Origin of the sequence: Catellatospora sp. TT07R-123, from assembly GCF_018327705.1 — a bacterium.
GTDB lineage: Bacteria > Actinomycetota > Actinomycetes > Mycobacteriales > Micromonosporaceae > Catellatospora.
In genome coordinates this window covers 3,051,044-3,066,076 of the sequence record NZ_BNEM01000002.1, presented here as the reverse complement: position 1 = coordinate 3,066,076, position 15,033 = coordinate 3,051,044, and the positions used below count along the sequence as shown (strand labels likewise).

Annotated in this window: 17 protein-coding genes; 12 read left to right on the top strand and 5 right to left on the bottom strand. The window is 73.7% G+C overall.

Translation table 11 applies throughout. From position 1 onward, the window contains the following. Nucleotides 1–270: 270 nt before the first annotated feature. Entirely contained in the window at nucleotides 271–828 is a 558-nt protein-coding gene (locus Cs7R123_RS33400) for a helix-turn-helix domain-containing protein (protein ID WP_212832491.1), read from the bottom strand. Nucleotides 829–1,348: 520 nt separating this feature from the next. On the opposite strand from Cs7R123_RS33400, the gene Cs7R123_RS33395 reads away from it, so the two are divergent. From Cs7R123_RS33395 to Cs7R123_RS33385, 3 genes are read left to right on the top strand one after another with little or no spacing between them, the layout of a single operon-like run. Continuing rightward, nucleotides 1,349–1,948: a PadR family transcriptional regulator gene (locus Cs7R123_RS33395; protein WP_244872308.1), complete on the top strand. Its 600-nt coding sequence runs from the start codon at nucleotides 1,349–1,351 to the stop codon at nucleotides 1,946–1,948. Then, nucleotides 1,945–3,141, top strand: a complete 1,197-nt coding sequence (locus tag Cs7R123_RS33390; protein ID WP_212832487.1) for an FAD-dependent monooxygenase — start codon at nucleotides 1,945–1,947, stop codon at nucleotides 3,139–3,141. The genes Cs7R123_RS33395 and Cs7R123_RS33390 overlap by 4 nt, the downstream gene beginning before the upstream one ends. 42 nt (nucleotides 3,142–3,183) lie before the next feature. Continuing rightward, on the top strand, nucleotides 3,184–3,738 hold the full coding sequence (locus Cs7R123_RS33385) for an NADAR family protein (RefSeq protein ID WP_244872307.1): 555 nt from the start codon (nucleotides 3,184–3,186) through the stop codon (nucleotides 3,736–3,738). A gap of 130 nt (nucleotides 3,739–3,868) precedes the next feature. On the opposite strand, the gene Cs7R123_RS33380 is transcribed toward Cs7R123_RS33385, so the two are convergent. Next, nucleotides 3,869–4,555: a GntR family transcriptional regulator gene (locus Cs7R123_RS33380; RefSeq protein WP_212832485.1), complete on the bottom strand. Its 687-nt coding sequence runs from the start codon at nucleotides 4,553–4,555 to the stop codon at nucleotides 3,869–3,871. Between the two features lie 129 nt (nucleotides 4,556–4,684). On the opposite strand from Cs7R123_RS33380, the gene Cs7R123_RS33375 reads away from it, so the two are divergent. The 3 genes from Cs7R123_RS33375 to Cs7R123_RS33365 all read left to right on the top strand — a co-directional run bounded on the left by Cs7R123_RS33375 (nucleotide 4,685) and on the right by Cs7R123_RS33365 (nucleotide 6,930). Continuing rightward, a complete protein-coding gene (locus tag Cs7R123_RS33375) occupies nucleotides 4,685–5,527 on the top strand; it encodes an amidohydrolase (RefSeq protein WP_212832483.1) in 843 nt (280 codons plus the stop codon). After that, on the top strand, nucleotides 5,524–6,366 hold the full coding sequence (locus tag Cs7R123_RS33370) for a fumarylacetoacetate hydrolase family protein (protein WP_212832481.1): 843 nt from the start codon (nucleotides 5,524–5,526) through the stop codon (nucleotides 6,364–6,366). The genes Cs7R123_RS33375 and Cs7R123_RS33370 overlap by 4 nt, the downstream gene beginning before the upstream one ends. Before the next feature lie 183 nt (nucleotides 6,367–6,549). After that, nucleotides 6,550–6,930: an STAS domain-containing protein gene (locus Cs7R123_RS33365; RefSeq protein WP_212832479.1), complete on the top strand. Its 381-nt coding sequence runs from the start codon at nucleotides 6,550–6,552 to the stop codon at nucleotides 6,928–6,930. A gap of 17 nt (nucleotides 6,931–6,947) precedes the next feature. Here Cs7R123_RS33365 and Cs7R123_RS33360 read toward each other — a convergent pair whose 3' ends face one another. The 3 genes from Cs7R123_RS33360 to Cs7R123_RS33350 form a co-directional block, all read right to left on the bottom strand. Then, nucleotides 6,948–7,307 (bottom strand): hypothetical protein, encoded by a 360-nt coding sequence (locus tag Cs7R123_RS33360; RefSeq protein ID WP_212832477.1) that lies wholly within the window; start codon nucleotides 7,305–7,307, stop codon nucleotides 6,948–6,950. Between the two features lie 87 nt (nucleotides 7,308–7,394). Then, the gene (locus Cs7R123_RS33355; RefSeq protein ID WP_212832476.1) at nucleotides 7,395–8,132 is read right to left on the bottom strand and encodes an SDR family NAD(P)-dependent oxidoreductase; all 738 of its coding nucleotides are present in this window, start codon (nucleotides 8,130–8,132) and stop codon (nucleotides 7,395–7,397) included. Further along, nucleotides 8,125–9,432, bottom strand: a complete 1,308-nt coding sequence (locus Cs7R123_RS33350; protein ID WP_212832475.1) for an enolase C-terminal domain-like protein — start codon at nucleotides 9,430–9,432, stop codon at nucleotides 8,125–8,127. The genes Cs7R123_RS33355 and Cs7R123_RS33350 overlap by 8 nt, the downstream gene beginning before the upstream one ends. Nucleotides 9,433–9,549: 117 nt before the next feature. Between Cs7R123_RS33350 and Cs7R123_RS33345 the strand changes: the two genes are divergently transcribed. The 6 genes from Cs7R123_RS33345 to Cs7R123_RS33320 are packed head-to-tail and all read left to right on the top strand — an operon-like array spanning nucleotide 9,550 to nucleotide 14,934. Next, nucleotides 9,550–10,230, top strand: a complete 681-nt coding sequence (locus Cs7R123_RS33345) for a (Fe-S)-binding protein (protein ID WP_212832474.1) — start codon at nucleotides 9,550–9,552, stop codon at nucleotides 10,228–10,230. Further along, nucleotides 10,227–11,657 (top strand): lactate utilization protein B, encoded by a 1,431-nt coding sequence (locus Cs7R123_RS33340; protein ID WP_212832473.1) that lies wholly within the window; start codon nucleotides 10,227–10,229, stop codon nucleotides 11,655–11,657. The genes Cs7R123_RS33345 and Cs7R123_RS33340 overlap by 4 nt, the downstream gene beginning before the upstream one ends. Next, complete coding sequence (locus tag Cs7R123_RS33335) at nucleotides 11,647–12,177, top strand: LUD domain-containing protein (RefSeq protein ID WP_212832472.1); 531 nt, start codon at nucleotides 11,647–11,649, stop codon at nucleotides 12,175–12,177. The genes Cs7R123_RS33340 and Cs7R123_RS33335 overlap by 11 nt, the downstream gene beginning before the upstream one ends. Next, on the top strand, nucleotides 12,174–13,151 hold the full coding sequence (locus Cs7R123_RS33330) for an aldo/keto reductase (protein ID WP_244872306.1): 978 nt from the start codon (nucleotides 12,174–12,176) through the stop codon (nucleotides 13,149–13,151). Before Cs7R123_RS33335 ends, Cs7R123_RS33330 begins: the two co-directional genes overlap by 4 nt. Beyond that, entirely contained in the window at nucleotides 13,148–13,510 is a 363-nt protein-coding gene (locus Cs7R123_RS33325; RefSeq protein ID WP_212832471.1) for a hypothetical protein, read from the top strand. The genes Cs7R123_RS33330 and Cs7R123_RS33325 overlap by 4 nt, the downstream gene beginning before the upstream one ends. A gap of 59 nt (nucleotides 13,511–13,569) precedes the next feature. After that, nucleotides 13,570–14,934 (top strand): DivIVA domain-containing protein, encoded by a 1,365-nt coding sequence (locus tag Cs7R123_RS33320; protein ID WP_212832469.1) that lies wholly within the window; start codon nucleotides 13,570–13,572, stop codon nucleotides 14,932–14,934. Nucleotides 14,935–15,033: the final 99 nt, after the last annotated feature.

The following is a 15,033-nucleotide window of genomic DNA, read 5'->3' as shown; positions in this document are numbered from 1 at the left end:
ACGCGCCCCGCGTCCCGCCGTCCCCACGCGTCCCGCCGGCCCGCCCGCCCCACGCGTCCCGCCGGCCCGCCCGCCCCACGCGTCCCGCCGTCCCGCCGTCCCCACGCGTCCTGCCGGCCCCACGCGTCCTGCGCGTCCGCCCGCCCGCGCCTCGCCCAAGACCCCGCAAGTTGCCGGGCAATCGGGCGTATCTTGCGGCCTCATTCGCCCGATTGCCCGGCGACTTCGCGGATCTTGGGGTGCGTGGCGCTGGGCGCTGGGCGGCGCGGGTCAGCGGGGGAGGCCGGAGACGATGACGCTGACGGTGCGGGCGTCGGTGGCGCCGGCGTCGTGGGCGACCAGCTCGTCCACGTGCGCGTAGAAGCGCTGCCAGAGCTGGTTGAGTGAGGTCGGGGTCAGGCGCACGACGAGGTCGCCCACGCCGCTCGCCTCGATCCACTCGGTGGGCAGGGTCGTCTCGGCCGCCTCGTACGCCCGGATGTCCGCGGCCAGGGTCTCGACCTGCTGCCGCCGGATCACCGCGACCGCCTCGCGGCCCTGCGCGCTGCCCGCCATGGCCACCGGATCCCAGTCCGTCAGCCGGTGTACGGCCTGCCAGCGCCTGGCGCGCGGGTGGCCCGGCTCGCCCGTCTCGGCGATGAAGCCGAACTCGGCGAGTTTGCGCAGGTGGTAGCTGGTGGAGCCGGTGTCGGTGGCGAACCGCTGGGCCAGCTCGGTGGCGGTGGCGGGGCCATGCTCGCGCAGCGCCCCCAGCAACTGCACCCGCAGCGGATGGGCCAGTGCCCGGAACTCGTCGACGTTGGCGATCTGCTTGATCTCATCGGTCATGAGAACCACTCTAGGCTTGCAGAATTCTGTTTGCAAACCAAATTCTGCAAGACTGTGAGCGGGGATATCGGCAACGGCGGCACGTACTGCAACCGAAAAGGACAGCGGGTTTGCCGGTGCGGGCTGGTCGGGCGGTGAGCGCGGAGCGGGTGGGCGCCGGGCGGGTGGGCGCCGGGCGCGCTGCCGGGTTGGGGGCTGGAGATCGCTGTCTGCGGTCGAAAGGTGTGCTGCGGCGGCGCTATCTGACCGCTGGCGACGATCAACGCGGCGTGATCGCTGTTTCGGGGCGCTTTGGGCGGTGGTTTCGTCCCGCCGGGGTCGGGCTTGGCCTCTTCGGTGGGGCTAGGGGCGGGTGATCACGGTGGTGGGGTGGCGACACGCCGTCGAACACGGCCATAAGTTCATGATCAACGGGGAAGGGGGATGCTGTGGGGCGGCGGGGGGACGGGTAGTCGGCGGAGGATTAGTTGATGCTGACTAGTCACACATGTATAGTCGGGACTGACTAAGGATGACGGACGTGGCTGAGAAGCGGCGGAAGGTGGGAAACCCGCTGGCACTGGCGGTGCTGGCCGAGATGGTCGTCGAGGCGATGCATCCGTACGAGATGGGTCGGCGCCTGCAGGAGCACGGCAAGGACCGCAACATCAAGTACAACCGCAGCTCGCTGTACATGGTGGTGGAACAGCTGCTCAAGGCTGGTTTCATCGCCGAGCGGGAGACGGTGCGCGACACCCAGCGCCCGGAACGCACCGTCTATGCGATCACCGACGCGGGGCGGGCCGAGTTCCTCGACTGGATGCGCGAGCTCGTCGCCGAGCCGAAGCACGAGTATCCGCAGTTCGGCGTCGCGCTGTCGCTGCTGGCGGCGTTGCCGCCCGAGGAGGCGGTGCCGCTGCTCCAGCGGCGGCTGGCGGCGCTGGCCGCGCAGCTCGACGAGGTCGGCGGCATGATCAAGGCGTCGACCGACGGCGGCCTGCCGTGGATCTTCCTGGTGGAGGAGGAGTACCGGCGGGTGGTGCTCGAGGCCGAGCGCCGCCTGGTCACCGAGGTCATCCAGTCGCTTCAGGAGCCGGAGTACGTCCGGCGGTGGCACGAGGTGATGGGGAGACTGACATGACGGCTGCCAGGACCGCGCTGGTGATCGGGGGCGGCATCGCCGGCCCGGTGACCGCGCTCGCGCTGCGCCGGGCCGGGATCGAGGCGAGCGTCTTCGAGGCGTACGACGACACTGCCGACGGCGTCGGCGGCATCCTGATGGTCGCGCCCAACGGCCTGGCCGCGCTCGACGTGCTCGGCCTGGCCGACGCGGTGAACGCGGCCGGGCAGGTCATGCCGGGCATGGCGATCGTGGACGCGGGCACGGGCCGGGACATGATGGCGTTCGGCGGCGTGCCCGGCCTGCCGCCGAGCCGGGTCGTCTGGCGCGGCGACCTGCACCGCGTCCTGCGCGAGCACGCCGCCGCGCAGGGCATCCCCATCGTGTACGGCCGCCGCCTGGTCGCCGTCGACGAGTCCCCGGACGGCGTCACCGCCCACTTCGCCGACGGGTCCAGCGCCGCGGCCGACATCCTGGTCGGCGCCGACGGCATCCGCTCGACGGTGCGCGGCCTGATCGACCCGGCCGCCCCGGGCCCCCGCTACGTCGGCCTCCAGTCGTTCGCCGGGTACGGCGGGCAGGGTCCGGTCAGCGACGGGCTGATGCGGTTCGCGCAGGGCAGGCGATCGTTCATGGGGTACTGGACGCAGCCCGACGGTCGCGTCGGCTGGTTCTGCAACATGCCGTACGACCAGCCGCTGACCGTGGCGCAGGCGCGGGCGGTCCCGGCCGGGCAGTGGCTGGACCGGTTGCGCGAGCTGCACGCCGACGACCTGCCCGCCCGGGACCTGCTGCGCCACGCCGACGGCCACGAGTTCTACGTGTTCGGGCCGTCGGAGATCATGCCGGCGGTGCCCCGCTGGCACCGCGACCGGATGGTGCTGGTCGGCGACTCCGCCCACGCCCCGTCGTCCAGCTCCGGCCAGGGCGCGTCGCTGGCGGTCGAGAGCGCGCTCGAACTGGCCCGCTGCCTGCGCGACCGGCCCGATCTGCCCGCCGCCTTCGCCGCGTACGAGCGGCTGCGGCGTCCGCGCGTCCAGCGGGTGGCGGCGTTCGCGGCGCGGCAGAACAACCGCAAGGCCGCCGGGCCGGTGGGGCAGGCGGTGTTCCGCGCGATCGCGCCGCTGATGATGCGTACCGTGCTCACGCCGAAGCGGATGTTCGGCTGGCTGCACAGTCACCGGATCGACTGGGACGCCCGCGTCGCCCCGTAACCGGCTTGGCGGGGGCGGCGGCTCGCGGCGACACTGTCGGGCGTGATCCCGCAGTCCGCCGCCGACGTCATCGCCCTGCGCGCCACCGGCGCCCGGGTCCGCTACCTCTACTTCTGGGGCCACCGGCCCGAGCCCGACGGCAGCATCGGCCGCGGCTGCCTGAGCCAATGGTGGCCGGTCGGGTTCACGGCCGACGGCGAGGTCTTCGCCAGCGCCGAGCACTACATGATGTGGCGCAAGGCGACGCTGTTCGGCGACCGCGCCGCGGCGGCGAAGATCCTGTCGGCGGACCATCCGGCCCAGGCCAAGGCGTTCGGCCGCGAGGTCCGCGGCTTCGACGAGGGCGTATGGCGGCAGCACCGCTTCGACATCGTCGTGGCCGCGAGCCTGGCCAAGTTCGGCCAGCACGACGACCTGCGGTCCTATCTGGTCGGCACGGGCGATCGGGTGCTCGTCGAGGCGAGCCCGCTGGACGCGGTGTGGGGCATCGGCGTGGCCGCCGACGACGCGCGCGCCGCCGACCCGGCCGCCTGGCCCGGCCTCAACCTCCTCGGCTTCGCCCTCATACACGCCCGCACCACCCTGTCCGGCCGCTGACCCGCCCCGCCCCGCCCCGCCCCGCCCTGGCCAAGACCGGCCAAGACCGGCCAAGTTGCCGGGCAATCGGGCGAAAGAGGGCCCAAGATACGCCCGATTGCCCGGCAACTTGGCTGATCTTGGGGTGGGGTCAGCGGGTGAAGGCGGGGAGGTGGCGGGTGCGGGCGGCGGTGAGGTGGCTGTGCATGGCGTCGGCGGCCGCGTCGGCGTCGCCCCGGGCGACGGCGGTGGCGATGCGGCCGTGCTCGGCGGCGGTGTCCCCGGCCTGGGTCGTGGAGGGGAAGTACAGGCGGTGCAGGTGCAGGTGCGAGTGCAGCCGGATGATCGCGTCGCGCAGCAGGGCGCTGCCGGAGACCTCGGCGACCAGGTCGTGGAAGCGCGCGTCCAGCGCCGTGAAGGCGGCGTGGCGCCGGTAGCCGTCGCCGCTCTCGACGGCGGGCTGCGCGGCGGCCTCGGTCTGGAGCAGGGCGCGGTCGTCGGCGGTGGCGTGCCCCGCGGCCCGCGCGGCGGCGGCCGGTTCGAGCAGCAGCCGCATCTCGAACAGCTCCTCGAACTCGGCCCGGGTGAGCAGCGGCGTGGTGGTGTACCCGGACATCGCCCGCTTGCGCACCAGCCCGTCGGACTCCAACCTGGCCAGTGCCTCGCGCACCGGAGTGGGGGAGACTTCGAGGGTGCGCGCGAGGCCGTCGATGCTGACCCGGTCGCCGGGCGCGATCGCATGCTCCATGATCAGCGTTTTGAGCGACTCGTACACGTCGTCGGTGAGCGTGAGCCGCTGGGCGGGCCGGACCCGGCCGCTGACGGATGGCGTGGTCATCGCTAGCCCCCTTGACTATCACCGGCGTGAGCGAGTAAACCTTACCGACATCCATTATGCTATAGGATCTACGATCGCTGTACCGGTACGGCGGTGACGACGCGTGCGCGTCGCCGGGAAGGGTGAACCGTGAGAATAGACGCGCATCACCACCTGTGGACCGCCGACTACGCCTGGCTGGCCGAGCCGGGGCTCGAACCGCTGCGCCGCGACTACACGGCCGCGGACCTGGCCGCCCACCTCGACGCCGACGGCGTGGACGCCACGGTGCTGGTCGAGGCCGGACGGTGCGAGCTCGCCGAGACGTACGCGTTCCTCGCCCTGGCCGCCGCGACCCCGCGCATCGCCGGGGTGGTCGGCTGGGTGTCCTTCACCGACCCCGACCTGCCCGCGACCCTGTCCGCCCTGCGGGCCGCCCCCGGCGGCGAGCGCCTCGTCGGCGTACGCGACCAGGTGCAGGGCCGGCCCGATCCGGGCTTCCTCGACCGCCCCGAGGTGCGCGCCTGCCTGGCCGCCGCCGGTGCCGCCGGCCTGGCCGTCGACCTGGTGGTGCGGCTGGACCAGTTGCCCGCCTGCGCCCGCGCGGCCCGGGACCTGCCCGGCACGCGGTTCGTGCTGGACCACCTCGGCAAGCCCCGGATCAGCGCCGAGGGGCTGACCGCCTGGCGCGCGGCGGTGGCGCCGCTGGCCGCCTGCCCGAACGCGGCCGTGAAGCTGTCCGGGCTGCTCACCGAGGCGGGTCCGGAATGGACGGTGGAGCGGATCGCCCCGTTCGCGGCGGCGGCGCTGGAGCTGTTCGGCGCCGACCGGGTCATGCTGGGGTCGGACTGGCCGGTCTGCGAGCTGGCCGCCCCGTACGCCGAAACCGTCGCGGCGCTGGCCGCCAGCCTGCCGCCCCTGTCCGCCGCCGAGCACGCCGCCGTGTCGGCCGGCACCGCGATCAGCATCTACCGCCTGGAGGTCCCACGATGAAGCTCATGCGGGTCGGCGCGCCCGGCACCGAACGCCCCGTCCTGTACGCCGACGGCCGCCACTACGACCTGTCCGGGATCACCGCCGACATCGACGGGGCGTTCCTGGCCGGGGGCGGCCTCGACCGGGTGCGGGCGGCCGCCGCCGACCTGCCCGAGACCGACGTCACCGGCCTGCGGGTCGGTGCCCCGGTCGCCCGGCCGGGGGCGATCGTCTGCATCGGGCAGAACTACGCCGCGCACGCGGCCGAGTCGGGCGCCCAGCCGCCGACCACCCCGATCATGTTCTACAAGGCCCCGAACACGGTCGTGGGCCCGTACGACGACATCCTGATCCCGCGCGGCTCGACGACCACCGACTGGGAGGTGGAGCTGGCCGTCGTGATCGGCCGCCGCGCCCGCTACCTGGAGTCCCCGGCGCACGCGCTGGCCCACGTCGCCGGGTACGTGCTGTCCGACGACGTGTCCGAGCGCGACTTCCAGCTGCACCAGTCGGGCGGGCAGTGGTCCAAGGGCAAGTCATGCGAGACGTTCCAGCCGCTGGGCCCGTGGCTGGTCACCCCGGACGAGCTCGCCGACGTGCAGGGCCTCGGGCTGCGCTCGTGGGTGAACGGGCAGCCGCGCCAGGACTCGGCCACGAAGGACATGATCTTCGACGTGGCGTACCTGATCTGGCACCTGTCGCAGTACACGGTGCTGGATCCGGGCGACGTGGTGAACACCGGCACCCCGCAGGGGGTGGCGCTGTCGGGGCGGTTCCCGTACCTGGCGCCCGGCGACGTGGTCGAGGTCGAGATCGACGGCCTGGGCCGCCAGCGCACCGTCTGCGCGGCGGCATAGTGTCGGTTACCGGCCGCCGGGTTTGCGGCGGCCGGTAACGCGGTATCGGTGTAACGAAACCACCTCCGCGCGCGATGACACATGGAACGCGCCATCCGAAGGCACCCCTCCTGCGGCGGCCGCTGCCGCGGCCGTGTTCGCCGCCGGAACGGGCGCTGCTCGCACACCTGGCGGTGACAGCCGATGACAGTGAAGATCGTGCAGCGGGACGACCTCGGCGTGGCCGTCGTCGTCCTGGGCCCCGAACTCGACCTCGACAGCGCGCCGCTGCTGCGGGCCGTCCTGAGCGACCTGCTGGACCGGGGCGAGTTCCGCATCGTGGTCGACGCGGGCGCGCTGCGGTTCTGCGACTCGGTCGGGCTGTCGGCCCTGCTGCTGTCGCACCGCGCCTGCGCCGCCCACGGCGGATTCCTGCGCCTGGCCCGGGTCGGCCCGCTGCTGGGCGGCCTGCTCGCCATGGTCGGCCTGGCCGAGGTGCTGGCCTGCTACGACACGGTGCCGGCCGCGGCGGCCGGAGACGAGAGCCTGCGCTCACCCCAGGCGGCGCGGCGGGGCCTCCACTGACCCCGCCGCACCATCGGTCAGCTCGGGTCCGCTGGGATCGCGACGGGGAAACCCAGCCTCGCGCACTCGGCCTCGGCCGCCGTCACCTTGTCCGGGTCGGGCGCGTGGGAGTACTCGGCCAGTTTCACCTGGCCCAGCAGGCTTCCGAGCTGCCGGTATCGGTCAGGGTCCTGTGCCGCGGCCGCCTCTGCGGCGTACACCGCGGTGCCGATCGGCTCGGAGGTCCCGTCCTCCAGCGGCTGGTGCCGTATGAAGCTTCCGAACGCCTGGCAGGCCTGCCCGGCCAGCTCGGCCGAGTTGCCCTTGTCGTCCGGGTTGGAACATCCTGCTGCCAGCAGCGCCACCGCGCATGCCAGCGCCAGCCCCCGTGCCTTCATGTCCCTGCCTTTCGAGGAGATCAGGAGAGTCTGCGTCAGAACACGCCGCGTGAGTGTCGCAGACCCTCCTGATCTGGCGCAGGACGGTCAGCGGACCAGCCGCAGACCCGACATGCCGCCGTCGACCGCCAGCGAGGTGCCGGTGGTGGCACCGGAGCGCGGCGAGGCCAGGTACGCCACCGCCTCGGCCACCTCGGCCGCGCTGACCAGGCGCCCGGTCGGCTGCCGGGCGGCCAGCCGCCGCTTCTCCTCGGCCGGGTCGGCGGCGCCGGCCAGCAGCCGCGCCACCCACGGCGTGTCCACGGTGCCCGGGGCGACCGCGCAGACGCGCACCCCGTCAGCGACCAGGTCGGCGGCCATGGCCAGGGTCAGCGCGTGTACGGCACCCTTGGTCGCCGAGTAGACGGCCCGGTTGACCAGGCCCGCACCGGCGGCGATGGACGAGATGTTCACGATGACGCCGCTGCCGGAGTGGCGCAGGTGCGGCAGCGCGGCGCGGCTGGCGCGGGCGGTGCCGACCACGTTGACGTCCAGGCAGCGGTGCCACTCGTCGTCGCCGGCCTGCTCGACCGTGCCGACGGCGCTGATGCCCGCGCAGTTGACCAGGATGTCCAGGCCGCCGAGCGCGGCGGCGACCTGGTCCATCGCGGCTTCGAGCGGGGCGGTGACGTCGGCGAGCACCGGCAGGTGCCGGGCCGGGCTGCCGGGGTCGCGATCCAGGATCGCCACCCGGGCGCCCCGGTCGGCGAGCAGGTCGGCGCAGGCGGCGCCGATGCCGGACGCGCCGCCGGTGACGGCGGCGACCAGGCCGGTGAAGTCACTCATCTTTCCACTCCGGACCGTCGGGGAACTCGAATCGGATCAGCGACTGCTCGTGCATGCGCGCGGAGAAGCCGGGGGCGGTGGGGGCGGCGTAGCGGCCGCCGGTGATGCGGACCGGGTCGGTGAAGTGCTCGTGCAGGTGGTCCACGTACTCGATCATGCGGCCGTCCAGGGTGGCCGAGACCGAGGTGTAGTCGAAGAACGACAGGTGCTGGACCAGCTCGCACAGGCCGACGCCGCCCGCGTGCGGGCACACCGGCTTGCCGTACGCGGCGGCCAGCAGCAGGATCGCCAGGTTCTCGTTGACGCCCCCGACGCGGGCGGAGTCGATCTGGACGACGTCGACCGCGTCGGCCTGGAGCAGCTGCTTGAACATGACCCGGTTGTGCACGTGCTCGCCGGTGGCGACCCGGATCGCGCGGCCGCCGGGCGCGGCACCGGACAGGGCGGCGCGGATGGCGGCGTGGCCGAGGATCTCGTCGGGGCTGGTCGGCTCCTCGATCCAGTACGGGTCCAGGTGCGCCAGCGCCGTCATCCAGTCGATCGCCTCGGCCACGCCCCAGCGCTGGTTGGCGTCGACGGCGATGGGGAAGCCGTCGCCCAGGGCCTGCCGCGCGGCGGTGAACCGGCGCAGGTCGTCGCCCAGGTCGGCGCCGACCTTGAGCTTGACCATGCTGAACCCGTCGGCGACGGCCTGGCGGGCGCGGCTGGTGACCTTGGCGTCGTCGTACCCGAGCCAGCCGGCCGAGGTGGTGTAGGCGGGGTAGCCGGTGGCCTCGATCGCCGCGGCGCGCTCGGCGCGGCCGGGGGCGCGGTCGGTGAGCAGGTCGAGGGCGGCGGCGGGGGTGAGCGCGTCGGTGAGGTAGCGCCAGTCCACGCAGTCGACCAGCGCGGCCGGGGACATGGCGGTGAGGAACTTCCACAGCGGCAGCCCGGCGCGGCGGGCGGTCAGGTCCCAGGCGGCGTTGATGACCGCGCCCGCGGCCAGGTGCACCACGCCCTTCTCCGGGCCCAGCCAGCGCAGCTGCGAGTCGTGGGTGAGCCGGCGGCCGAACTCGCCGAGATCGAGGCTGTCCAGATCCTGGCCGATCACGTACGGTCGAAGCGCTTCGATGGCCGCCGCGCAGATGTCGTTGCCGCGCCCGATGGTGAAGGTGAACCCGTGTCCGTGGTCGTCGCCGTCGGTGACAAGCTCGACGTACGCCGCCGAGTAGTCGGGATCGGGGTTCATCGCGTCGGAGCCGTCGAGGGAACGCGAGGTGGGGAAGCGGATGTCGCGTACGCGCAGGTCGAGAACCTTCATCGGTTCCTGCCCGGCGGCGGCTGGTCGGTCATCTCGTGGCTCCTTTCGCCTACATCATGGATCCTATAGGATCGCCGGGCAAGAGCGGAACCCACGTCCAGAGAGGAGGCCGTCGCGGTGCGCATCGCCCTGTTCGTGACATGTCTCAACGACGCGCTCTTCCCACAAGCCGGGATCGCGACCGTCGCGGTGCTGGAACGGCTCGGCCACACGGTGGCCTTCCCGCCGGAGCAGACGTGCTGCGGCCAGCTGCACGCCAACACCGGCTACGCCCGGCCCGCGCGCGAGCTGGAGCGGCACACCGAGGCCGCGTTCGCCGGGCACGACGTGATCGTGTCGCCGTCCGGCTCGTGCGCCGCGCACCTGCGCGCCCACACCGCCCTGCCCGTGTACGAGCTGTCCGAACTGCTCGTCGACGTGCTCGGGGTGACCGACGTGGGCGCCCGCTTCCCGCACCGGGTCACCTACCACCCGACCTGCCACGGCCTGCGCATGCTGCGCCTGGGCGACCGCCCGCAGCGGCTGCTGCGCGCGGTGTCCGGGCTGGAGCTGATCGACCTGCCCGAGCCCGAGCAGTGCTGCGGCTTCGGCGGCACCTTCGCGCTGAAGAACGCCGGCGTCTCCGGGGCGATGCTCGCCGACAAGTGCGCCAACGCCGCCGCCACCGGCGCCGAGTACCTGGCCGCCGCCGACAACTCGTGCCTGGCCCACATCGGCGGCGGGCTGGCACGGCGTCCGGGCGCCCCGCGGCCCATCCACTACGCCGAGATCCTGGCCGGCACGGGGGCGCGGGCATGAGCCGGCACCTGCCGATCGTGGCCGTGACGCCGTTCCCGGCCGCCGCCGCCCATGAGCTCAAGGACGCGCAGCTACGGGCCAACCTGGGCCGGGCCACCCGCACCATCCGCGACAAGCGGGCGCGGGTGGTGGCCGAGGTGCCCGACTGGGAGGAGTTACGGGAGCGGGCCGCGCGTACCAAGGACGAGGTGCTGGACCGGCTGCCGGAGCTGCTCGCCGCGTTCGAGGCCGCGGCCGTGGGGGCGGGGGCGGTCGTGCACCACGCGGCCGACGCGGCGGCCGCCAACGCGATCGTGGCCGACCTGGTGCGCCAGCAGGGCGCCGAGCGGGTCGTGAAGATCAAGTCGATGGCGACCCAGGAGATCGGGCTCAACGAGGCGCTGGCCGACGCCGGGATCACCGCGATCGAGACCGACCTGGCCGAGCTGATCGTGCAGCTGGCCGACGACACCCCGTCGCACATCCTGGTCCCGGCGATCCACTACAACCGCGCCCAGATCCGCGAGATCTTCGCCGAGCGGATGCCCGGGTTCACCGCCGAGTCCGACGAGCCCGCCGTGCTCGCGGGCGCGGCGCGGGAGTACCTGCGGCGTACGTTCCTGTCGGCGCAGGTGGCGGTGTGCGGGGCGAACTTCGCCGTGGCCGAGACCGGGTCGCTGGTGATCGTCGAGTCCGAGGGCAACGGGCGGATGTGCCTGACCCTGCCGGGCACGCTCATCGCCGTCGTCGGGGTCGAGAAGCTGCTGCCCCGGATGGCCGACCTCGGCGACTTCCTGCGGCTGCTGCCGCGCTCGTCGACCGGGGAGCGGATGAACCCGTACACCTCGATCTTCACCGGGGTGACGCCGGGGGACGGGCCGCAGCGGCTGCACGTCGTGCTGCTGGACAACGGGCGGACGAAGACCGCGCAGGACCCCGTCGGGCGGGCGGCGCTGCGCTGCATCCGCTGCTCGGCCTGCCTCAACGTCTGCCCCGTGTACGAGCGCACCGGCGGCCACGCCTACGGCTCGGTCTATCCCGGACCGATCGGGGCGATCCTGTCCCCGCAGCTCACGGGCCAGGACGCGGGCGCCAACCGGTCCCTGCCGTACGCCTCGACGCTGTGCGGGGCGTGCTACGACGTCTGCCCCGTGAAGATCAACATTCCGGAGATCCTGGTGCACCTGCGCCAGACCGGGCCCAAACCCGCCGCCGAACGGGCCGTCATGTCCACGCTGAGCTGGGTCATGCGCGACCGCAGGCGCTGGCGGGCCGCCCTGCGCGCGGCCCGGACCGGGGCGGCGCCGCTGCGCGCGGTGACCCGGCGCCACGGTGGCACGCTGCGGCGGGCGCCCTGGCCGATGACGGCGTGGACGGCGCACCGCGACGCGCCGCTGCCCGCACCCGAGTCCTTCCGCGACTGGTGGAGGCGTACCCATGCTGAGTGAGCTGTTCGCCGAGCGGGCCGGGGACTACCGCGCCGGCATCCACCGCTGCACCGAACCGGAGCTGCCCGGCGTGCTGGCGGGGCTGCTGGCGGGGGCGTCGGCGGTGGTCGTACCCCCGGGGCTGCCGCAGGCGTGGACCCGCGACCTGGCGCCGCCGCGGCTGCCCGACCACGGGCTCACCCCGGCGGAGCTGGACGCCCCCGGCCTGTCGGTGCTCACCGGCTGCGCCGCCGCGATCGCCGAGACCGGCACCATCGTCCTGGACACCGGCCCCGGCCAGGGCCGCCGCCTGCTCACGCTGGTCCCCGACCACCACGTCTGCGTCGTGTACGACGACCGCGTCGTGGCCGACGTGCCCGACCTGTTCGCGGCCTTGCCCGACCCGGCCCGCCCCCTCACGATGATCTCCGGGCCCTCCGCCACCAGCGACATCGAGCTCAACCGGGTGGAGGGCGTGCACGGGCCGCGCCGGCTCGACATCGTGTGCGTCCACGCCGACGCCGGAAAGGAACCGCGTTGACCGACCCTCTCGCCGCCGTGACCCCGCTGGGCCTGGGCTCCGGGCCGCTGGGCAACCTCTACCGCGCCATCGACGAGCAGCGTGCCGACGCCACCGTCGAGCAGGCCTGGGCCGACGGCGTGCGCTACTACGACACCGCGCCGCACTACGGCGTCGGCCTGGCCGAACGCCGCCTCGGCCGGGTGCTCGCCCGGCATCCGCGCGAGACGTACGCCCTGTCCACGAAGGTCGGCCGGGTGCTGGTCGACAATCCGGACGGCGGCAGCGACCGCGAGCACGGCTTCGACACCCCCGCCACCCATCGGCGCGTCTGGGACTTCAGCGCCGACGGCGTACGCCGCAGCCTCGACGACAGCCTCACCCGGCTCGGCCTCGACCGGATCGACATCGCGCTGCTGCACGACCCCGAGGCCAGCCCCGACCCGGACGCGGCGCTGCGCGAGGGCTACCCGGCCCTGGCCGCGCTGCGGGCGCAGGGCGTGCTCGGCGCGATCGGCGTCGGCACCAACGACCTCGGCCTGCTCGAACGGTTCGCCACCGAGACCGACGCGGACGTGCTCATGGTCGCCGGGCGCTACACCCTGCTGGAGCAGCGGGCACTGGACGCCGTGCTGCCCGCCTGCGCCGCGCGCGGCATCCGGGTGCTCAACGCCAGCGTGTTCAACAGCGGGCTGCTCGCCCTGGAACACCCCGACGAGACCGCCACCTTCGAGTACGGCCGCGTCTCCGCCCCCGTGCTGGCCCGCACCCGCGCCATCGCCGCCGTCTGCGCCAGGCACGGCGTCAGCCTGCCCCAGGCGGCCCTCGCCTTCGCCGGGGCGCACCCGGCCGTCGCCTCGGTCGTCATCGGCGCCGACCACCCCGACCACGTGGCCCAGGCCGCCGCCCGCATCGCCGCCCCGACCCCCGCCGACCTCTGGGCCGAACTGGTCGCCGAAGGGCTGCTCCGCCCGGACGCCCCAGTCCCCGTGTGAGCGTGTACCCGCACTTCGACCTGAGCACCGGCGAGCAGCGGACCGATCAGTGGACCGAGCAGCCGGACGGCTTCGGCGGGATCCTGCACGCCCTCGACGTGCAATCCCGCGCGATCGACGCCCAGACCGCCGGTGGCCGCCGCGGGGGGCGGCCGTTCGCGCCCGACGACGTGTTCGCGCTCGGCCGGGAGCGGCTGCGCCGCCAGCAGGCGATCGACGACAAGCTCGGGCACGGCATGGGTACGCTGCCCGACCGGTTCTTCGACGAGCCGGTCGCCGCCGGACCGCACCGGGGCGCGGTGCTGGACCGGGCCGCGTTCGCGTCCGGACTGGCGCGGCTGCGCGTGGCCTGGACGTAGGCCGCCGCAAGAATCCGAATCGGGCTCTGACCAGCCCGGACCCTGGCTAGGGTTTCCTTATGGCCCGGACCGCAGCCCAGCTCGACAGTGCGGAGCGGTTCCCCACCGCCCTGTTCGGGTACGCGATGGACGAGGTGGACGACTTCATCGAGGACATGGGACGGCGGCTGCGGCGGCTGGCCGCCGAGGTGCAGCGGCTCACCGAGGCGGAGGCGGCGCTCGGGGTGGCCCGGATGGAGGTCTCCCGGCTGGGCGCCGAGCTGGCCCAGGCCCGGCCGCACCTCACCGTCGGCCCCCGGATCCACGAGATGCTGCGGCTGGCCGAGCGGGAGGCCCATGACATCCGGGCGGCGGCGCAGGAGGTGCTGCGCAAGGCGTACGAGCAGGCGCGCGACATCCGGGAGCAGGCCGAACGCGACGCCGAGCGGTCCCGGCGCGACTACGAGCTGGCCCTGGCCCACCGCCGCAGCCAGGACGGGGGCCCCGCCCCGGCACCCGCCTTCCCCGCCGCCCCCGCCCCGAACCACGACCAGGACCTCACCCCGACCGACCCGGACCTCACGCCGACCGGCGACCTCTCTCCCGACGTCGCCCGCACTCCGCCGACGGCCCCACCGGAACCTGCGCCCCTCCAGCAAGCCACCGGACCGCAGCCGACCGAAACGCAGCCGACCGCCGCTCCAGCAGCCACCCCGTCAGCGGCCACCCCGTCAGCGGCCACCCCGTCAGCGGCCACCCCGTCAGCGGCCACCCCGCCAGCGGCCGGACCGCCAGCGGCCGGACCGCAAAAGGCCGGAGCACGAAAGGCCGGAGCCCAAGAGGTCAGAGCCCAAGAAGTCGAGACGCAGGCGGCTGACCTTCAGCCGATCGGTCCGCAGGAGGCCGTGGCGGAGGTGGTCGGTCCGCAGGAGGCCGTGGCGGAGGTGGTCGGTCCGCAGGAGGCCGTGGCGGAGGTGGTCGGTCCGCAGGAGGCCGTGGCGGAGGTGGTCGGTCCGCAGGAGGCCGTGGCGGAGGTGGTCGGTCCGCAGGAGGCCGTGGCGGAGGTGGTCGGTCCGCAGGAGGCCGTGGCGCAGGAGATCGTGCCGCAGGCGGCTGTGCCGCAGGTGGGTGAGCCGTCTGCGGCGTCTGGGCACGAGGCGGTGGTCGGGGCGGGAGCGGCCGACGGATCGGCCGGGGCGGCGGAAACCGCCGTGCCAGACGTTGAGGGCGGTCAGGAAGATCCGGAATCGTGGACGCCTGGTGCTGCCCCAGCGACATCCAGCGTCCACGATTCCGGATCACCGTCAGGCAAGGACAGCAAGGACAGCGGCAAAGACGGCAAAGACGGCAAAGGGAACCCGCGCAAACGCGCGCGCAACGATCATGGCGGCGCGGCCCACACCGAGCGTCCCTCGAACGGCCCGCGCGGCCGCAACAGCCGCTGACCCGCGCCCGATCGAGCAGAGCCACCCGCAGCGTTCATACACTTTCAGGGAAAGTGCTCGAATCGCGTCCAAGATTCGTCCACTTTCCCCGAAACTGCA